The 17,848-nt window shown below is 74.5% G+C and carries 15 protein-coding genes; all 15 read left to right on the forward strand.

Features of this window, described 5'->3' with window-relative positions; all coding sequences use genetic code 11:
• The first annotated feature begins 43 nt into the window (after positions 1-43).
• Positions 44-1,039 (forward strand): dihydroxyacetone kinase subunit DhaK, encoded by a 996-nt coding sequence (dhaK, locus tag KKR89_RS07095; RefSeq protein WP_208197605.1) that lies wholly within the window; start codon positions 44-46, stop codon positions 1,037-1,039.
• A 34-nt stretch (positions 1,040-1,073) separates the two neighbouring features.
• On the forward strand, positions 1,074-1,715 hold the full coding sequence (dhaL, locus tag KKR89_RS07100; RefSeq protein WP_208197606.1) for a dihydroxyacetone kinase subunit DhaL: 642 nt from the start codon (positions 1,074-1,076) through the stop codon (positions 1,713-1,715).
• Positions 1,716-1,785: 70 nt separating this feature from the next.
• Positions 1,786-2,586, forward strand: coding sequence for a dihydroxyacetone kinase phosphoryl donor subunit DhaM (gene dhaM, locus KKR89_RS07105; RefSeq protein ID WP_208197607.1), 801 nt, complete (start codon positions 1,786-1,788; stop codon positions 2,584-2,586).
• Between the two features lie 57 nt (positions 2,587-2,643).
• Positions 2,644-3,276: a TetR/AcrR family transcriptional regulator gene (locus KKR89_RS07110; RefSeq protein WP_208197608.1), complete on the forward strand. Its 633-nt coding sequence runs from the start codon at positions 2,644-2,646 to the stop codon at positions 3,274-3,276.
• Between the two features lie 80 nt (positions 3,277-3,356).
• The gene (locus tag KKR89_RS07115) at positions 3,357-5,075 is read left to right on the forward strand and encodes an MDR family MFS transporter (RefSeq protein ID WP_208197609.1); all 1,719 of its coding nucleotides are present in this window, start codon (positions 3,357-3,359) and stop codon (positions 5,073-5,075) included.
• 9 nt (positions 5,076-5,084) lie between these two features.
• Positions 5,085-5,483 carry a DUF4233 domain-containing protein gene (locus tag KKR89_RS07120; protein WP_208197610.1) on the forward strand — a complete coding sequence of 133 codons (399 nt, stop codon included), beginning with the start codon at positions 5,085-5,087 and terminating at the stop codon, positions 5,481-5,483.
• 47 nt (positions 5,484-5,530) lie between these two features.
• Complete coding sequence (gene ndk, locus KKR89_RS07125; protein WP_208197611.1) at positions 5,531-5,965, forward strand: nucleoside-diphosphate kinase; 435 nt, start codon at positions 5,531-5,533, stop codon at positions 5,963-5,965.
• 109 nt (positions 5,966-6,074) lie between these two features.
• Entirely contained in the window at positions 6,075-9,635 is a 3,561-nt protein-coding gene (gene smc, locus KKR89_RS07130; protein ID WP_208197612.1) for a chromosome segregation protein SMC, read from the forward strand.
• Positions 9,636-9,761: 126 nt separating this feature from the next.
• Complete coding sequence (locus tag KKR89_RS07135; protein WP_251141056.1) at positions 9,762-10,130, forward strand: hypothetical protein; 369 nt, start codon at positions 9,762-9,764, stop codon at positions 10,128-10,130.
• A 71-nt stretch (positions 10,131-10,201) separates the two neighbouring features.
• Positions 10,202-11,434 (forward strand): signal recognition particle-docking protein FtsY, encoded by a 1,233-nt coding sequence (gene ftsY / locus KKR89_RS07140; protein ID WP_208197613.1) that lies wholly within the window; start codon positions 10,202-10,204, stop codon positions 11,432-11,434.
• Positions 11,435-11,647: 213 nt separating this feature from the next.
• Positions 11,648-12,955, forward strand: coding sequence for an ammonium transporter (locus tag KKR89_RS07145; RefSeq protein ID WP_208197614.1), 1,308 nt, complete (start codon positions 11,648-11,650; stop codon positions 12,953-12,955).
• Positions 12,955-13,296 (forward strand): P-II family nitrogen regulator, encoded by a 342-nt coding sequence (locus KKR89_RS07150; protein WP_208197615.1) that lies wholly within the window; start codon positions 12,955-12,957, stop codon positions 13,294-13,296. The genes KKR89_RS07145 and KKR89_RS07150 overlap by 1 nt, the downstream gene beginning before the upstream one ends.
• A 10-nt stretch (positions 13,297-13,306) precedes the next feature.
• Positions 13,307-15,103: a [protein-PII] uridylyltransferase gene (locus KKR89_RS07155; protein ID WP_208197616.1), complete on the forward strand. Its 1,797-nt coding sequence runs from the start codon at positions 13,307-13,309 to the stop codon at positions 15,101-15,103.
• 29 nt (positions 15,104-15,132) lie between these two features.
• Positions 15,133-16,752, forward strand: a complete 1,620-nt coding sequence (gene ffh, locus KKR89_RS07160) for a signal recognition particle protein (protein WP_208197617.1) — start codon at positions 15,133-15,135, stop codon at positions 16,750-16,752.
• Positions 16,753-16,757: 5 nt separating this feature from the next.
• Complete coding sequence (locus KKR89_RS07165) at positions 16,758-17,846, forward strand: amidohydrolase family protein (protein WP_251141057.1); 1,089 nt, start codon at positions 16,758-16,760, stop codon at positions 17,844-17,846.
• Positions 17,847-17,848: the final 2 nt, after the last annotated feature.

Here is a 17,848-nt window from a genome sequence, read left to right on the forward strand (position 1 = left end):
GGCCACGTCGTCGGCCGCGCGTCCGGTCGAGGGAGGCGCGAGCGTGAAGAAGCTCATCAACGACCCGCAGGACGTGGTCACCGAGTCGGTCGAGGGCTTCGGGCTCGCCCACGCCGACATCGTCCGCGTGCAGCTCGACCCCGTCATCGTGACGCGCGCCGGCGGGGCCGTCGCTGGCAAGGTGGGCCTGGTGTCGGGGGGCGGCAGCGGCCACGAGCCGCTGCACGCCGGTTTCGTCGGCGTCGGCATGCTCGACGCGGCGGTGCCCGGTCAGGTCTTCACGTCACCCACGCCCGACCAGATCCTGCCCGCCCTCGCGGCCGCCGACGCCGGCGCGGGCGTCCTCATGGTCGTCAAGAACTACACGGGCGACGTCCTGAACTTCGAGACCGCCGCCGAGCTCGCCGACGCGGACGGCATCACCGTCCGGCAGGTCGTCGTCAACGACGACGTGGCCGTCGAGGACTCGCTGTACACGGCGGGCCGGCGCGGCGTCGCGGGCACGGTGGCGGTCGAGAAGATCGCCGGGGCGGCCGCCGAGCGCGGGGACGACCTCGACGCGGTCGCCGCCGTCGCGCAGCGCGTGGTCGACAACGTCCGCACCATGGGCCTGGCGCTCACGGCGTGCACCGTGCCGCACGTCGGCCGCCCCAGCTTCGACCTGGGCGACGACGAGATCGAGATCGGGATCGGCATCCACGGCGAGCCGGGGCGGCACCGTGTGGGCCTGGAGAGCGCGGACGCGCTGACGGAGAAGCTGCTGACGCCGGTCGCCGACGACCTGGGGCTCACGCGCGGTGACCGGGTGCTGCTGCTCGTCAACGGCATGGGTGGCACGCCCGCGTCCGAGCTGTACGTCGTCTATCGTCGGGCACGCGCGTTGCTCGGGGAGCGTGGGGTCGAGGTGACCCGCTCGCTCGTCGGCAACTACGTGACATCGCTGGAGATGCAGGGTGCGTCGGTCACCGTCCTGCGTCTGGACGACGAGCTGACCACCCTGTGGGACGCGCCTGTGCACACGGCCGCCCTGCGCTGGTGATCGACGTGGGTGGGGACTCGGAGAGGCTGGGCGGATGACGTTGGACGCGGCTTGGGCCGTCGACTGGGTGCGCCGCAGCGCGGCGACGGTCGCGGAGCACCGTGACGAGCTGGTCGAGCTGGACCGGCAGATCGGCGACGGCGACCACGGGGAGAACCTCGACCGGGGCTTCCGGGCGGTCGTCGCGAAGCTCGACGGTCTCGACGCCCCGCCGGCCAGCGTCGGCGACGTCCTGCGCCTCGTCGCGACGACGCTGATGTCGACCGTGGGGGGTGCGGCCGGCCCGCTGTACGGGACCGCCTACCTGCGCGCGTCGAAGTCGGGCGCGGCGACCGAGCTCGGTGCCGACGGCGTCGTGGCGCTGCTCGAGGCGGCGCTGGACGGGATCGTGACGCGCGGCCGCGCGAACGCGGGGGACAAGACCATGGTCGACGCCTGGACGCCCGCGGTCGCGGCTGCCGTGGAGGCGGCCGACCACGGCGCTCCGCCCTCGGCGGTCCTCGCCGCGGCGGCCCGCGGTGCGCACGAGGGGGCGGTCGCGACGGTGCCGCTCGTCGCGAGCAAGGGGCGCGCCAGCTACCTGGGCGAGCGGTCGGCCGGGCACCTGGACCCCGGCGCGCGCTCGAGCGAGCTCATCCTGGTGGCGGCGGCCGAGGCGGCCGCGGCCGCGGACTGACCGACGACCGCGCCGACCACGGCGCGGCGGACGACGCGCGGCGCCGCTGCCGCGGGGGAGGCAGGATCCGGTGACGGATCGGTGGGCGCCGGTGGCGCTCGTGCTCGTGTCGCACTCGCGCGCGCTCGCCGAGGGGACCGCCGAGGTCGCGGCGCAGATGGCGCCCGGTGTGCGCATCGTGCCGGTCGGCGGCGCGGACGGCGGCGGCCTGGGCACCAGCTTCGACGCCGTGGCCGCGGCGCTGCGCGACGCGACGGACGACGGGCGCTCGGCCGTGGTCGTCACGGACCTGGGCTCGGCGGTGCTGACCGCGGAGGCGGTGCTCGACCTCATGGACGACCGCGTCGTCGCACGGGTGCGGCTCGCCGACGCGCCGTTCGTCGAGGGCGCGGTCGCGGCTGCGGTGACGGCGCACGGCAGGGCGGACCTGGCGACCGTGCTGGACTCCGCGCAGGCGGCCGCCGGCACGTTCGGGCCGGCCCGACCGGTGTCCGGCGCCTCGACGACGGGCAGCGCGCCGGTGGGCGGCGCGGCCGCGGGCGATCCGGCCCCGGACGCACCGGCGCCCGCCGGACCCCACCCGACGGACGCGGGAGTCGTGACGCAGGACGACGGTTCGGTCCGGGCCACCGCGGTGCTGCGCAACCCGTTGGGGCTGCACGCGCGCCCGGCCGCGCTCATCGTCCGGATGCTCGCGCACTTCGACGCCAAGGTGCAGGTGGACGGTGTCAACGCGGCCAGCGTGCTGGACCTGATGAAGCTGGGGGCGGTCCGGGGCGACGTGCTCACGATCACCGCGCAGGGACCGCAGGCGGGCGAGGCCGTCGAACGCCTCCTCGTCGACGTGGCGGCGGGCTTCGGCGAGGTCTGACGCGACTCACGTGTTGTTGCATTGACTGCAAGTTTGCAGTCGGTGCAAGATCTGCTGGTGACCTCCGCCGCGCAGCACCCGACCGAGGTCGCAGCCGCGCCGTCCGGCGTGGGACTGCGCGAGCGCAAGAAGACGGAGCGTCGCACCGCGTTGATCGACGCGAGCCACCGGCTCGTGGCGGCTCACGGGCTCGAGGCCGTGACCGTCGAGATGATCTGCGCCGAGGTCGGCGTCTCGCCGCGCACGTTCTTCAACTACTTCGCGACCAAGGACGACGCGGTGCTCGGTCACCTCCCGTGGGCGGTCGCGCAGGACGTCGCGGACACGTTCGTCGCGGGCGGTCCGACGGGCGTGCTGCGCGACGACCTGGTCGAGCTCGTCGTCGGGCTCGTCGCAGCACCGCCGCTGGGTGCCGAGCGCGTGCGACGCACGCTCGAGCTCGTGACCCACCACCCCCGGCTCATGGCCCACCACATCGCCTGGATGGACCAGCAGAAGTCGCAGCTGGAGCGGCTCGTCCGCGAACGGCTGGCCGACGGCTCTCCCCACCGACCCGAGACGCTGACGGCACTGCTCGTCGTGTGCGCGCACGCGACCCTCCTGCGCTGGGACGCCGCGGGCGGGGACGGCCACGTGCGCGAGCACGCCACCGCCGTCGTCGCCGAGCTGCGCGCCGTCCTGACGGACTGACCGCCGGCCGCACCCCACCGCACACGCCCCCGCTCGGCAGCGGCACCGACCACCACCCCCAGGGAAGACGAGGCACCACCATGGCCGGCAGCACCGCGCCCTCGCGCGCCGACGACGCACCGCTCGTCGTCCTGACCCCCCGCACGGTGTGGCTGATCTTCGGCGCCCTCATGGCGTCGATGTTCCTGTCCTCGCTCGACCAGTCGATCGTGGGCACCGCGATGCCCACGATCGTCGGCGAGCTGGACGGCGTGGCCCACCAGGGCTGGATCGTCACCGCGTACATCCTGGCGATCGCGATCGTCATGCCCCTGTACGGCAAGTTCGGCGACGTGTGGGGGCGGCGCTGGCCGTTCCTCATCGCGATCACCCTGTTCACCGTCGCGTCCGCCGGCGCCGGGTTCGCGCAGTCGTTCGGCGAGCTGGTGGCCTGGCGCGGCGTGCAGGGCCTGGGCGGCGGCGGCCTGATGATCCTGTCGCAGGCGATCATCGCCGACATCGTGCCCGCGCGGGAGCGCGGCAAGTACATGGGCCCGATGGGTGCGCTGTTCGGCATCGCCGCCGTCATCGGCCCGTTGCTCGGCGGCCTGTTCACGGACCACGCGGACTGGCGCTGGTGCTTCTGGATCAACATCCCGATCGGCATCGCGGCGTTCGTGACCGCGTGGTTCACCCTGAAGCTGCCGTCGCGCCGCTCGACGCGCCGCATCGACGTGGCCGGCGTGTTCCTCGTGGTCGTCGCCACCTCCGGGCTCGTGCTGGCCACGAGCTGGGAGTCGTGGAGCGGCAACCGCGGCTACGACTGGTCCGACCCCGGGCTGGTCGCGCTCGTCGTCGGCACCGTGCTCGCGGCGGTCGCGTTCGTCCGCGTCGAGCAGCGCGCCGACGACCCGCTGCTGCCGATGCGGCTGTTCCGCAACCGGACCTTCACCATCGCGACCCTCATCGGGCTGATCCTCGGCATGGGCATGTTCTCGGCCCTCGCCTTCCTGCCGACGTTCCTCCAGATGGCGACCGGTGCGGGCGTCACGGAGTCCGGCTTCCTCATGCTGCCGATGATGGTCGGCGTCATGATCACCGCCATCGGCTCGGGCATCGCCATCACGCGCACGGGCCGGTACAAGGCGTTCCCGGTCGTGGGCCTGGCGATCACGACCGCCGGTCTCGTCTGGCTGACGCGGCTCACGGGGGACATCTCGATGGTGCTGTTCGGCGCCATGATCCTCGTGCTCGGCGCCGGCATGGGCCTGGTCATGCAGACGATCGTGCTCGCGGTGCAGAACTCGGTCGACCCGCAGGAGATCGGGACCGCGACGAGCGCGAACAACTTCTTCCGGGAGATCGGCGCGGCGGTCGGCACCGCGATGTTCTCGACGATCTTCACCTCGCGCCTCACCGAGCGGCTCGACACCGTCTTCGCCGACGTGCCCGTCGGGCCGGCGGACACCTCGACCACGAGCCTGACGCCGGCGATCGTGCAGGACCTGCCCGAGCCGCTGCGCACCGGCGTCGTCGACGCGTTCGCCGACGCCCTCGCGCCGGCCTTCTGGTACCTCGTGCCTCTCGTCGCCGTCGGCTTCGTGCTCGCGCTGTTCCTGCGCGAGGTGAAGCTGTCGGACGTCGCCGGCATGGTCGCGCGCGGCGAGGCCGTGGCCGACGGGCCGCACGGCTCGCGGTCGGCGGACGGCCCGGAGGCGCACGCGGCGGACGACGCACCCGAGCTGGTCGACGAGCTGTCGGCACCCGCGCAGCGCGGCGGCGGCGGTGACGCGGCCGGCCCGACCCCGCCGCGCGGCTAGCCTGGTCCGATGAGCACGCAGCAGCCCGCCCCGACGCGGCGCAAGCGTCCGGCGAAGCCGCAGTTCACGCAGATGACGCTGCTGCTGGAGGCCTTCCTGGTGGGCTTCGCGACCCTCGTCGCGTACGGCCTGCGCGTCGCGCCGCCCGCGACCGTGTGGACGCTCGGCGGTGTGACGTTCGCGATCCTGCTGCTGCTGTCCGGCTACGTGGGGCGACCCGGCGGCTACGTCGCCGGCTCGCTGGCGCAGCTGGCCGTGCTCGGGTTCGGCGTCCTGGTGCCGATGATGTACGGCGTCGGCGCCGTGTTCGTCGTGCTGTGGGTCGTGTCCCTGCGCCTGGGCGCACGCATCGACCGCGAACGTGCCGAGTGGGACGCGGCGCACCCGGAGGGCGCGCCGCCGGTGTGACGGACGTCGTCCGCGTCCGGCTGCGGTGCGCCGATAGGGTGACCGCCATGACTGACGCACCCTCCCCGCAGCGCACCCTCGTCCTCGTCAAGCCTGACGGCGTGCGCCGCGGCCACGTCGGCGAGGTCCTGCGGCGCATCGAGGCCAAGGGCTACACGCTCGTGGCCGTCGAGCTGCGGCACGCCGACGCGGCCCTGCTGGTCGAGCACTACGCCGAGCACGCCGGCAAGCCGTTCGTCGACGCCCTGGTGTCGTTCATGCGCTCGGGCCCCGTGCTCGCCGCCGTGGTCGAGGGCCACCGCGTCATCGAGGGCTTCCGCTCGCTCGCCGGCGCCACCGACCCGACCGTCGCCGCGCCCGGGACCATCCGCGGCGACCTGGCACGCGACTGGGGCAGCAAGCTCATCGAGAACATCGTGCACGGGTCGGACGGCGAGGAGTCGGCCGCGCGCGAGATCGCGCTGTGGTTCCCGGCCCTCTGAGCCACGCCTGACCGCACGCGCCGTCCTGCGCGCCGTCCTGCGCCCGCGCACACGCCCGGGCGCAGGAGCGTGCGCGGCCGGACGCCGTGCGTTGCCTAGGCTGCCCCACGTGCACCTCAAGACCCTGACCCTGCGCGGGTTCAAGTCGTTCGCCTCGGCGACGACCCTGAACTTCGAGCCCGGGATCACGTGCGTGGTCGGCCCCAACGGCTCCGGCAAGTCCAACGTCGTGGACGCGCTCGCCTGGGTCATGGGGGAGCAGGGCGCCAAGTCGCTGCGCGGCGGCAAGATGGAGGACGTCATCTTCGCCGGGACGTCGGGCCGCCCGCCGCTCGGACGCGCCGAGGTGTCGCTGACGATCGACAACTCCGACGGCGCGCTGCCGATCGAGTACTCCGAGGTCACGATCTCCCGGACGCTGTTCCGCAACGGCGGGTCCGAGTACGCGATCAACGGGCGCGGCTGCCGGCTGCTGGACATCCAGGACCTGTTGTCCGACTCGGGCCTCGGCCGTGAGATGCACGTCATCGTCGGGCAGGGTCAGCTCGACGCGGTGCTGCGCGCGACGCCCGAGGAGCGTCGCGGCTTCATCGAGGAGGCCGCGGGCGTCCTCAAGCACCGCAAGCGCAAGGAGAAGGCGCTGCGCAAGCTCGATGCGATGCAGGGCAACCTCACGCGGCTGGGCGACCTGACGGCCGAGATCCGTCGCCAGCTCGGGCCGCTCGGACGCCAGGCGGAGGTCGCGCGCAAGGCGGCCGTCGTCCAGAGCGACCTGCGCGACTCCCGCGCGCGGCTGCTGGCCGACGACCTGGCACAGCTGCGCGCGCGCCTCGAGCAGGAGATCGCCGACGAGTCCGCGGTGCTCGAACGGCGCGCGCAGGTCGGGGCGCAGCTCGTGGAGGCCCGCGGCCGGCTGGCAGCGCTGGAGCGGGAGGCCGCCGAGGCCGCGCCGGCAGTGAGCGAGGCCGGCGAGATCTGGTACCGCCTGTCCTCGCTGCGCGAGCGCGTCCGCGGCACCGCGTCCCTGGCCGCCGACCGCGCGCGGCTGCTCGGGACGGCGTCGAGCGAGCGCACCGGCGGTCAGGACCCCGCCGACCTGGAGGCGCAGGCGGGGCGCGTGCGGCACGCGGAGGCCGAGCTGGCCGCCGAGGTCGAGCTCGCACGCGCCGCGGTCACGGCCGCCGGCACCGCGCGGCAGGAGGCGGAGGCCGCCGCGACGGCGGCCGAGCGGGCACTGGCCGACCTCCAGCGCGGGGCGGCCGACCGGCGTGAGGGCGTCGCACGGCTCGCGGGGCAGGTCGCGGCCCGACGCAGCCGCGTCGAGGCCACCGAGGCGGAGGTCGGGCGGCTGCGGGCCAGCCTCGCCGCCGCCGAGGAGCGTGCGCGCGACGCGACGACGCAGTTCGCGGCGCTCGAGTCCCAGGTGGCGGGCGTCGAGCAGGGCGAGGAGGGTCTCGACGCGGAGCACGAGGCCGCCGCCGAGGCGTTCGACGCGGCCGTCGCCCGGGTCGCCGCGCTGGAGGACGAGCTGCGCACGGCGGAGCGCGAGCGGGACCAGCAGTCCTCGCGCGCCGAGACGCTCGAGATGTCCCTGAGCCGCAAGGACGGCGCGGGTGCCCTGCTCGCGGCGGACGGGCTCCCCGGAGTCCTGGGCTCGGTCGCGGCCCTGCTCAGCGTGGACGCACGCGACGAGGAGGCGATCGTCGCCGCGCTGGGTGCCGTCGCCGACGCGGTGGCGGTCGAGTCGGTGGACGCCGCGGTCGACGCCATCCGCCACCTGCGCACGGAGGACGCGGGACGTGCGACGCTCATGGTCGCCGGGTCCGGTGCGGTACCCGGTGCCGACCTTCCGTCCGGTGCCGAGCGCGCGGTCGACCTGGTGCAGGCGCCGCCGGCCGTCCTCGACGCCGTGCGCGCGCTGCTGGCCGACGTCGTGGTCGTGGACGACCTGGCGGCGGCCCGTCCGCTCGTGGCGGCGCACCCCGGCCTCGTCGTCGCGACGCGCACGGGTGACGTGCTCTCGAGGTTCCGCGCGTCGGGCGGGTCGGCCTCCGCGCCCAGCGCGCTGCACCTGCAGGGGGCCCTGGACACGGCGCGCGCCGCGGCGCAGACCGCGACCGCCGCGGCCGAGCGGCTGCGCTTCGAGCTGGCGACCGCGCGCGAGGCGCGTGCCGCCGCGCGGGCTGACGTCGACGCGACCCTCGAGCGGCTCAACGAGTCCGACGCGGCCCTGGCGGCCGTCGCCGAGCAGCTGGGGCACCTCGGGTCCGCGTCCCGAGCCGCGCGCGCCGAGGCCGAGCGCGTGCAGCGCTCGCTCGAGGCGGCCGGCACGACGCTCGCGGAGGACCACGCGACGCTCGCCGAGCTGACCGCCCGGCTCGCGACGGCCGAGGACGCCCCCGAGGACACCGAGGCGGCGATCGCGCAGGCCACCGCTCGGCGTGACGCGACGGCCGCCGAGGCGACCGCCGCCCGCGGTCGCGAGACGGAGGCGCGTCTCACGCTGCGCACGGGCGAGGAGCGTGCGCGCGCGCTCGCCGGTCGTGCCGAGTCGCTCGAGCGCGCCGCCGCGTCCGAGCGTGCGGCCCGTGAGAAGGCGGTCCGTCGCGAGCAGGAGCGCGCTCGGCAGGCCGGCGTGGCGCGCGCCGTGCACACCGCAGCCGTGCACACCGGTGCGCTCCTCGACCGTGCGCTGCGGCAGGCGTCCGACGAGCGCGACGCCGCCGAGACCGCGCGCGCCGAGCGGGACGCCGCCCTGGCGGCGGTGCGTACGCGCGTCGACGTGCTCGCGCGCGACCTCGCCGAGCTGACCGACGTCGCGCACAGGGACGAGGTCGCGCGCGCCGAGCAGCGTCTGCGCATCGAGCAGCTCGAGACGCGGGCCGTCGAGGAGCTGGGGCTCGACCCGCAGGTGCTGATCGACGAGTACGGGCCGCACCGCGACGTGCCCGTCGTCCCGGCGCCGGGCGCGGAGCCGGACGACGACGCCCCCGCAGGCGTCCCCTACGTGCGTGCCGAGCAGGAGAAGCGCCTGCGCGCCGCCGAGCGCGCGCTGGCGCTGCTCGGCCGGGTGAACCCGCTGGCGCTCGAGGAGTTCGCGGCGCTCGAGGAGCGTCACCAGTTCCTCGTCGAGCAGCTCGCCGACCTCAAGAAGTCCCGCGCGGACCTCCTGGAGATCGTCAAGGACATCGACCAGCGCGTCGAGCAGGTGTTCACCGACGCCTACCGCGACACCGCCGCCGCGTTCGACGTGGTGTTCCCGCGGCTGTTCCCCGGTGGTGAGGGCCGGCTCGTGCTCACGGACCCCGACGACATGCTCACCACGGGCATCGAGGTCGAGGCGCGCCCGGCGGGCAAGAAGGTCAAGCGCCTCTCGCTCCTCTCGGGCGGCGAGCGCTCGCTGACGGCGGTCGCACTGCTCGTCGCGATCTTCAAGGCCCGCCCGAGCCCGTTCTACGTGATGGACGAGGTCGAGGCGGCCCTCGACGACGCCAACCTGGGTCGCCTGCTGGGGATCTTCCGCGAGCTGCAGGAGGACTCGCAGCTCATCGTCGTGACGCACCAGAAGCGCACCATGGAGATCGCGGACGCGCTGTACGGCGTGACGATGCGCGGCGACGGCGTCACGACGGTGATCAGCCAGCGCATGGTCGAGGACGTCCCTGCCTGATCTCGCCGCCCGGTGCGTCGCGCCGCGGCGCGCGCGGGTGAGGCCGTGTGAAGGTTGTGGGTGAGTTCCGGTCCGCGCGCGCGCCTCGGTCGGCACCGCGTCCGGGAGCGCCGGACACTTGGTCACGTGGCCGTCGTGATCTGGATCCTCGTTGCTCTGCTCGCCGCTGCGGCGGTGCTCGTCGTCGTGTCGCCGAGCACCGGCGAGAACGACAACCCCTGGCGCGCGTTCCGTCGCGGGCTGCAGGCGCGCCGGCACCCCGACGCGCAGCAGGACGAGGCTGCGCGCGCCGCGTCCGCCGACCCGGTCGACCTCTCGCTCGCCGACTTCCTGCGCGCGACCGCCTCCGAGGGCGACGGGTACCTGCAGCCGGAGGAGCTGGTCGAGGACCTGCGGACCGCACGTGAGCGCGCCCGGACCGCACGTGGGCGTGCCGCGCACGTGGTGCGCCCGCGCCGCGACCACGCGGCGGCCCGCGACCACGCGGGGGCGTAGCGCACCACCGGGTGACGTCGGCCTGACCTGCCGGGTCGCCGCGGGGTCCCGCCGCCCGACAGACTGTCCGCGTGGACCTCAACGATCTCCTGCCCTACCTCATCGGCGCCCCCGTGGTGGTGGTGGCCGCCGCCGCCGTCGTGCTGGGGCGACGTCGCCGCACGGACGTCCGGGCACCCCGCGCCGGTGACGAGCCGACCGGGACCGCGACGCGCACCGGCACCGCCGTCGACGAGCGCCCCCCGGGCGCCCCCACGGGCGCACCCGTCGCCACCGAGCCTGCCGTCGCGTCCGACGACCTCCTGGTCCCCGACGACCTCCTGGTCCCCGACGAGCTCGCGCCGCCGCTGCTGGAGACACCCGAGCCCTCGACCGGCCGCCTGCGGCGGCTGCGCGAGCGGCTGGCGCGGTCCGGGTCGCCGCTCGGCACCCGGCTGCTCGGCGTGCTGTCGCGCGACCACCTGACCGAGGACGACTGGGACGAGCTCGAGGAGACCCTCCTGCTCGCCGACGTCGGCGCGGGCCCCACCGACGAGCTCATCGAGGCGCTGCGCACGCGCGTGCGGGTCGACGGCCTGCGCGACGGCGAGCAGGCGCGCGCGGTCCTGCGCGAGCAGCTCCTCGCGCTCGTCGACCCGACGCTCGACCGTTCGCTGGGCACCGAGCCCACCACGGGCGAGGACGGGCAGCGCGTCCCGGCCGTCGTCCTGGTCGTGGGCGTCAACGGGACCGGCAAGACGACGACCGTGGGCAAGCTCGCGCGCGTGCTCGTGGCCGACGGTCGCAGCGTCGTCCTGGGGGCCGCGGACACGTTCCGCGCGGCGGCCGCCGACCAGCTGCAGACCTGGGGCTCGCGCGTCGGCGTGCCGACCGTGCGGTCCGACCGCGACGGCGCCGACCCCGCGGCCGTCGCGTTCGACGCGGTGCGCACGGGCGTCAGCGACGGCGTGGACGTCGTCCTCGTCGACACGGCGGGACGCCTGCAGAACAAGGCGGGCCTCATGGACGAGCTGGGCAAGATCACGCGCGTCATCACCCGGACGGCCCCGCTCACCGAGGTCCTGCTCGTGCTCGACGCGACGACGGGGCAGAACGGACTCAACCAGGCCCGGGTCTTCGGCGAGGTCGCGGGTGTGACCGGCATCGTCCTGACCAAGCTCGACGGCACCGCCAAGGGCGGCATCGTCGTGGCGGTCCAGCGCGAGCTGGGCGTCCCGGTCAAGCTCGTCGGCCTGGGGGAGGGTCCGGACGACCTCGCGCCCTTCGACCCCGAGGCGTTCGTCGACGGCCTGCTGCAGTCCTGACGCCGCCGCGGGCCGCCGGACGCCCCGGCGGCCCGCGGACCGGCTACCGGGACGAATCGTTCCGGACCCTGGACGATCGCCCAGCACGAAACGCAACGTTTACCCAGCGACCTCGGCTGTCACACGCGCGTAACCCCTGCGCCGGTCCCGCGAAACGCCTCCGCCCCACAGTTGTCCCCGTCCGGCCGCCCGGCTGGCGAGGGGAGTACAGACATGGAGTGGGACACCGGAGCCGCAGCCTGGATGCTGACCTCAGCATCCCTGGTGCTCCTCATGACGCCAGGACTGGCGTTCTTCTACGGGGGCATGGTCAGGGGCAAGTCGGTCCTGAACATGATGATGATGTCGTTCGGAGCCATCGGCGTCGTGGGCGTGATCTACGTGCTGTGGGGCTGGTCGACGTCGTACGGGGCCAGCGTCGCTGGGATCTTCGGCAACCCGTTCGACCAGTTCGGCCTGAGCGGCACGCTGTTCGACGCCGCCGGTGACCCGGTCGCCAGCCCGCTGGGCAACTACCCGCAGGTCATCGACGTCGCCTTCCAGGTGACGTTCGCGATCATCACCGTCGCCCTCATCAGCGGTGCCATCGCCGACCGCACGCGGTTCGGGACGTGGCTGGCCTTCGTGGGCATCTGGGTCACGGTCACGTACTTCCCGATGGCGCACATGGTCTGGGGTGGCGGACAGCTGTCCGGTGCCGAGGGCTCCATCGCCGCCGCGCTGTTCGGCACGACCGACGGGGTGGCCAACACCGCACCGATCGACTTCGCCGGTGGCACGGTGGTCCACATCAACGCCGGTGTCGCCGCCCTCGTGCTCGCGCTCCTCATCGGCAAGCGCAAGGGCTTCGGCACCGAGGCGATGCGCCCGCACAACCTGCCGTTCGTCATGCTCGGTGCCGCGCTCCTGTGGTTCGGGTGGTTCGGCTTCAACGCCGGCTCCGCCTTCGGCGCCAACGAGACCGCGGGCCTCGCGTGGGTCAACACGACCACCTGCACCGCGGCGGCCATGATGGCCTGGCTCCTGACGGAGAAGATCCGCGACGGGCACGCCACGTCGCTCGGTGCCGCGTCGGGCATCGTCGCCGGCCTGGTCGCCATCACCCCGGCCGCAGGCGCCCTGCGCCCCGTGACCTCGATCATCCTCGGTGTCGTGGCCGGTGTGCTCTGCGCCCTGGCCGTCGGCCTGAAGTTCCGGTTCGGCTACGACGACTCGCTGGACGTCGTCGGCGTCCACCTCGTCGGCGGTCTCGTCGGTACCGTGATGATCGGCTTCCTCGCCGCCGACACGGGTCTGTTCTTCGGCGGTGGCGCCAACCAGCTCGTCATCCAGGTCGTGATCGCTCTCGTCGCGGTCGTCTTCTCGGGCCTCACGACGCTGGTGATCGGTCTCATCCTCAAGGCCACGCTCGGGTGGCGCGTCTCGCAGGACGTCGAGGTCGGCGGCATCGACCTCGCGGTGCACGGCGAGACCGCGTACGAGAACCTGGGCGGCGCCCGTGTCGTGTCGGAGGTGAAGTGATGACGAAGCTCGTGACGGCGGTCATCCAGCCGCACCGGTTGGATGACGTGAAGTCGGCCCTCGAGGCTGCCGGGGTCCGCGGACTCACGGTCAGCGAGGCCAGCGGCTACGGCCGCCAGAAGGGACACACCGAGGTCTACCGCGGTGCCGAGTACACGGTGGACCTGGTCCCGAAGGTGCGGATCGACGTCCTCGTCGCGGACGAGGACGTGGCCGGCGTGACCGAGGTCATCGTGCAGGCCGCGCAGACCGGGAAGATCGGCGACGGCAAGGTCTGGGTCGTGCCGGTGGAGGACGTGGCTCGCGTCCGCACCGGTGAGCACGGCGACGACGCCCTCTAGCAGCGCACGCATGACGACCGGACGGCCGCCCGCGGGGGGCGCGGCCGGGTCGCCGCAGCAGCCGCAGGTCCCGCACCCCGCCGGGGTGCGGGACCTGCGCGCTGCTCGGCTCGACCTCGCCGCACGGATGATGGCACCGGGCAGCGACGGCGTGGCACGACGCCGCGCCGTGGCCGACCTGGTGGTGGGCGCGCTCGCGCGGCTGTGGACCGAGGCGACCGAGGGCCGTGACGTGCAGGGTGTCGCGCTCGGCGTCGTCGGGAGCGTGGGACGCGGCGACGCGAGCCCCGTCTCGGACCTCGACCTGCTGCTCGTGCACGAGGGGAGGGGGCACTCGACGGACGAGCTCTCACGGCTCGCCGAGCGGCTCTGGTACCCCATCTGGGACGCGGGTCTCGACCTGGACCACTCGGTCCGGTCGCTCGCGCAGTGCCGGCAGGTGGCCTCGAAGGACCTGCCGGCCGCGGTGGGGCTGCTCGAGCTGCAGCCGGTCGCGGGCGACGGCGCGGTCATCGCGCGCGCGACGTCGGCGCTGCTCGCCGACTGGCGATCGGCCGCGCGTCGCCGGCTGCCGGAGCTGCTCGCCTCGACGCGACAGCGCGCCGACCGGCACGGCGAGCTGGCCTACCTCGTCGAGCCCGACCTCAAGGAGGCGCGCGGCGGCATCCGCGACGCCGTCGTGCTGTCGGCGCTCGCCGCCACGTGGCTCACGGACCGTCCGCACGGTGCGGTCGACCACGCCTACGCCCACCTGCTGGACGTGCGCGACGCGGTGCAGGTCGTGACGCGCCGGCACACCAACCGGCTGCTCCAGGCCGACCAGGACGAGGTGGCATCTCTCGTCGGCTTCGACGACCGCGACGACCTGCTCGCGTCGATCGCGGAGTCCGGGCGGGTCATCTCCTACGCGCTGGACACGACCGCGCGCAACGCGCGCCAGGCGCTGCAGCGGCCGGCACGGACGCCCCTGCTCGTCCGCGGTCGGCGCACACCCCCCCGGCTGCGCACGATCGGCGAGGGGCTCGTCGAGCACGACGGCGAGATCGTCCTGTCGGTCGACGCCCGCCCCGCGGACGACCCCGTGCTGTCCCTGCGCGCCGCCGCGGCGGCGACCCGCACGGGCCTGGTGCTGTCGCCCGTCACGGTCGCGAGCCTCGAGGCGACCCCGCCGCTGCCCACGCCGTGGCCGCGCGCCGCCCGGCAGCACCTCCTGCACCTGCTCGGCTCCGGCCACGCGCAGGTGCCGGTGTGGGAGGCCCTCGACCTCGCGGGCGTCGCGACGACGTGGATCCCGGAGTGGGCGGGCGTGCGCAACCGGCCGCAGCGCTCGGCCATCCACCGCCACACGGTCGACCGGCACCTCGTCGAGACCGTGGCGCGCGCGAGCCGCGACCGGAAGGCGGTCGAGGCGCCGGAGACCCTGCTGCTCGCGGCGCTCCTGCACGACATCGGCAAGCGCGCGGGCGCGGGCGACCACTCGGTCGAGGGTGCGCGGCTCGCGGGGCCGATCGTCGCGCGGATGGGCTTCGGGCCTCAGGTCGCGTCCGACGTGACGAGGCTCGTGCGCGAGCACCTGACGCTCTCCGAGCTCGCGACCACGGCCGATCACGAGGACCCGGCGACGGTCGCACGGCTGCTCGACGCCGTCGACCACCGGGCCGACCTGCTCCTGCTCCTGCGTGCGCTGACGGAGGCCGACGCGTCCGCGGCGGGCCCCGCCGCCTGGACCGCGTGGCGCGCCACCCTCGTCGACGACCTGGCAGCCCGGGCCACGCGTGCGCTGGCGGGTACCCTGGGACGTCCGTAGCCGTCCCGCCGATCACCGCGAGGCCCAGGTTGTTCGCCACCCTCTCCGACCGTCTCACCTCGACGTTCAAGAACCTCCGTGCGAAGGGTCGCCTGTCCGAGGCGGACATCGACGCGACGATCCGCGAGATCAGACGTGCCCTGCTCGACGCCGACGTCGCGGTACCGGTCGTCCGTCAGTTCACCGGGGCGGTGCGCGAGCGTGCGCTCTCGTCCGAGGTCTCGGGGGCGCTGAACCCCGCGCAGCAGGTCGTCAAGGTGGTCAACGACGAGCTCGTGGCGATCCTCGGCGGGCAGACGCGGAACCTCGCGTTCGCCAAGCAGCCGCCGACCGTCATCATGCTCGCCGGCCTGCAGGGCGCCGGCAAGACGACGCTCGCGGGCAAGCTCGCGCTGTGGCTCCGCGAGCAGGGGCACACGCCGCTCCTGGTCGCCGCCGACCTCCAGCGTCCCAACGCGGTGACGCAGCTGCAGGTCGTCGGGGAGCGCGCGGGCGTGCCCGTGCACGCGCCGCACCCGGGCAACCAGGGCGCCGACGACGTCCTGCCGGCCGGTGCGGACCCGGTCGCGGTCGCGCGCGCCGGGCTCGAGACCGCGCGCCAGAAGCAGTACGACGTGGTCATCGTCGACACCGCGGGACGCCTCGGCGTCGACGCCGAGCTCATGGCCCAGGCGTCCGACATCCGCGACGCCGTGGACCCCGACGAGGTCCTGTTCGTCGTCGACGCGATGATCGGGCAGGACGCCGTGACGACCGCGCAGGCGTTCGCCGACGGCGTCGGCTTCACCGGCGTCGTCCTGTCGAAGCTCGACGGCGACGCCCGCGGTGGTGCGGCCCTGTCGATCGCCAGCGTCACGGGCCGCCCGATCATGTTCGCCTCCACGGGTGAGAAGCTCACCGACTTCGAGGTGTTCCACCCCGACCGCATGGCGTCGCGGATCCTCGACATGGGTGACGTGCTGACGCTCATCGAGCAGGCCGAGAAGGCGTTCGACGCCGACGAGGCCGAGAAGATGGCCGGCAAGCTCGCCTCGGGCGAGGACTTCACGCTCGAGGACTTCCTCGTGCAGATGCAGCAGCTCAAGAACATGGGCTCGATCAAGAAGATGTTCGGCATGCTGCCGGGCATGGGGCAGATGCGCGAGGCCCTGGAGAACTTCGACGAGCGCGAGGTCGACCGCATCGAGGCGATCATCCGCTCGATGACGCCGGGCGAGCGGCAGAACCCCAAGATCATCAACGGGTCGCGCCGCGCGCGCATCGCCCGCGGGTCCGGCACCACGACCAGCGAGATCAACCAGCTCCTCGAGCGGTTCGACGGGGCCCGCAAGATGATGCGCCAGATGGCCAAGGGCGGCGGCATGCCGGGCGGGATGCCCGGGATGGGCAACCTGCCCGGCATGGGGGGCAAGAAGTCGCGGGGTCGTCAGGCGCCGCAGCCGAAGCGCGCCAAGGGCGCGCGGTCCGGCAACCCGGCCAGGCGCGCGGAGCAGGAGCGAGCCGCCGCGGCGCGTGCCGCGGGCGAGGCCGCGGCCGCCCCGGCGGGGTCCGCGTTCGGTCTCGGCGGGACCGCGGCCCCGGCCCCCGACGCCCCGTTCGACCCGGCGGAGCTGCCCGCCGGCCTGGGCGACCTCTTCAAGGGCCGCTGAGGCGCGTGATCACGCACCTGCGCGGCACGGTCGTCCTCGGCGACGACCACGAGGTCGGCGAGGCCTGGATCATCGGTGACCGGCTCACGCTCGAGCAGCCGGTCGAGCCCGCCGAGGCCGTGCTCGAGGGCTGGGTCCTGCCGGGGCTCGTCGACGTGCACTGCCACATCGGTCTCGCGTCCGACGGTGCGGTGGACCGGGCGACGGCCGAGGAGCAGGCCCGGGCCGACCGGGACTCGGGCGTGCTGCTCGTGCGCGACGCCGGGTCGCCGGCCGACACCCGGTGGGTCGACGGCCGCGCCGACCTGCCGCGGCTGCTGCGTGCCGGTCATCACCTCGCGCTGACCAAGCGGTACCTGCGCCACTACGGCCGCGAGCTCACCGACCCGTCGCAGCTGCCGCAGGCCGTGCGAGAGGAGGCCGCGCGGGGCGACGGCTGGGTCAAGCTCGTCGCCGACTGGATCGACCGCGACCTCGGGGCGGACGGCGACCTGCGCCCGCTGTGGCCGGCCGACGTCCTGGCCGAGGCCGTCGCCGTCGCGCACGCCGCGGGTGCGCGCGTCACCGCGCACACGTTCAGCCACGAGGCGATCGACGACCTGCTCGACGCCGGCGTGGACGGCCTCGAGCACGCGACCGGCGCCACGCCCGAGCAGATCTCCCGCATCGCGGCCGCGGGCATCCCGGTGACCGCGACGCTCCTGCAGGTGGCGCAGTTCGACGCGATCGCGGCGCAGGGCGAGGCCAGGTACCCGCGGTTCGCGGCGCGCATGCGTGCGATGCACGCCCGCCGGTACGACCACGTGCGCGACCTGCACGACGCGGGTGTGCCGGTGCTCGTCGGCACCGACGCCGGCGGGACGATCGCGCACGGCCACGTCGCCGACGAGGCAGCCGAGATGGTCCGCGCCGGGATCCCGGCGCACGACGTCGTGGCCGCCGCCTCGTGGCGCGCCCGCGCGTGGCTGGGCGTGCCCGGCATCGCGGAGGGCGAGAGCGCAGACGTCATCGTGTACGCCGCGGACCCGCGCGTCGACGTCGCGGCGCTGGCCGCACCGCGCGCGGTCGTGCTGCGCGGCGTGCGCGTGCGCTGAGC

It is taken from the genome of Cellulomonas dongxiuzhuiae (genome assembly GCF_018623035.1).
Taxonomy (GTDB): Bacteria; Actinomycetota; Actinomycetes; order Actinomycetales; family Cellulomonadaceae; genus Cellulomonas; species Cellulomonas dongxiuzhuiae.

Coding starts and splice junctions, on each gene's coding strand:
- dhaL (WP_208197606.1), top strand. CDS start 1,074: ATGACGTTGGACGCGGCTTGGGCCGTCGACTGGGTGCGCCGCAGCGCG.
- KKR89_RS07150 (WP_208197615.1), top strand. CDS start 12,955: ATGACGAAGCTCGTGACGGCGGTCATCCAGCCGCACCGGTTGGATGAC.
- KKR89_RS07120 (WP_208197610.1), top strand. CDS start 5,085: ATGAGCACGCAGCAGCCCGCCCCGACGCGGCGCAAGCGTCCGGCGAAG.
- KKR89_RS07155 (WP_208197616.1), top strand. CDS start 13,307: ATGACGACCGGACGGCCGCCCGCGGGGGGCGCGGCCGGGTCGCCGCAG.
- ndk (WP_208197611.1), top strand. CDS start 5,531: ATGACTGACGCACCCTCCCCGCAGCGCACCCTCGTCCTCGTCAAGCCT.
- KKR89_RS07145 (WP_208197614.1), top strand. CDS start 11,648: ATGGAGTGGGACACCGGAGCCGCAGCCTGGATGCTGACCTCAGCATCC.
- KKR89_RS07115 (WP_208197609.1), top strand. CDS start 3,357: ATGGCCGGCAGCACCGCGCCCTCGCGCGCCGACGACGCACCGCTCGTC.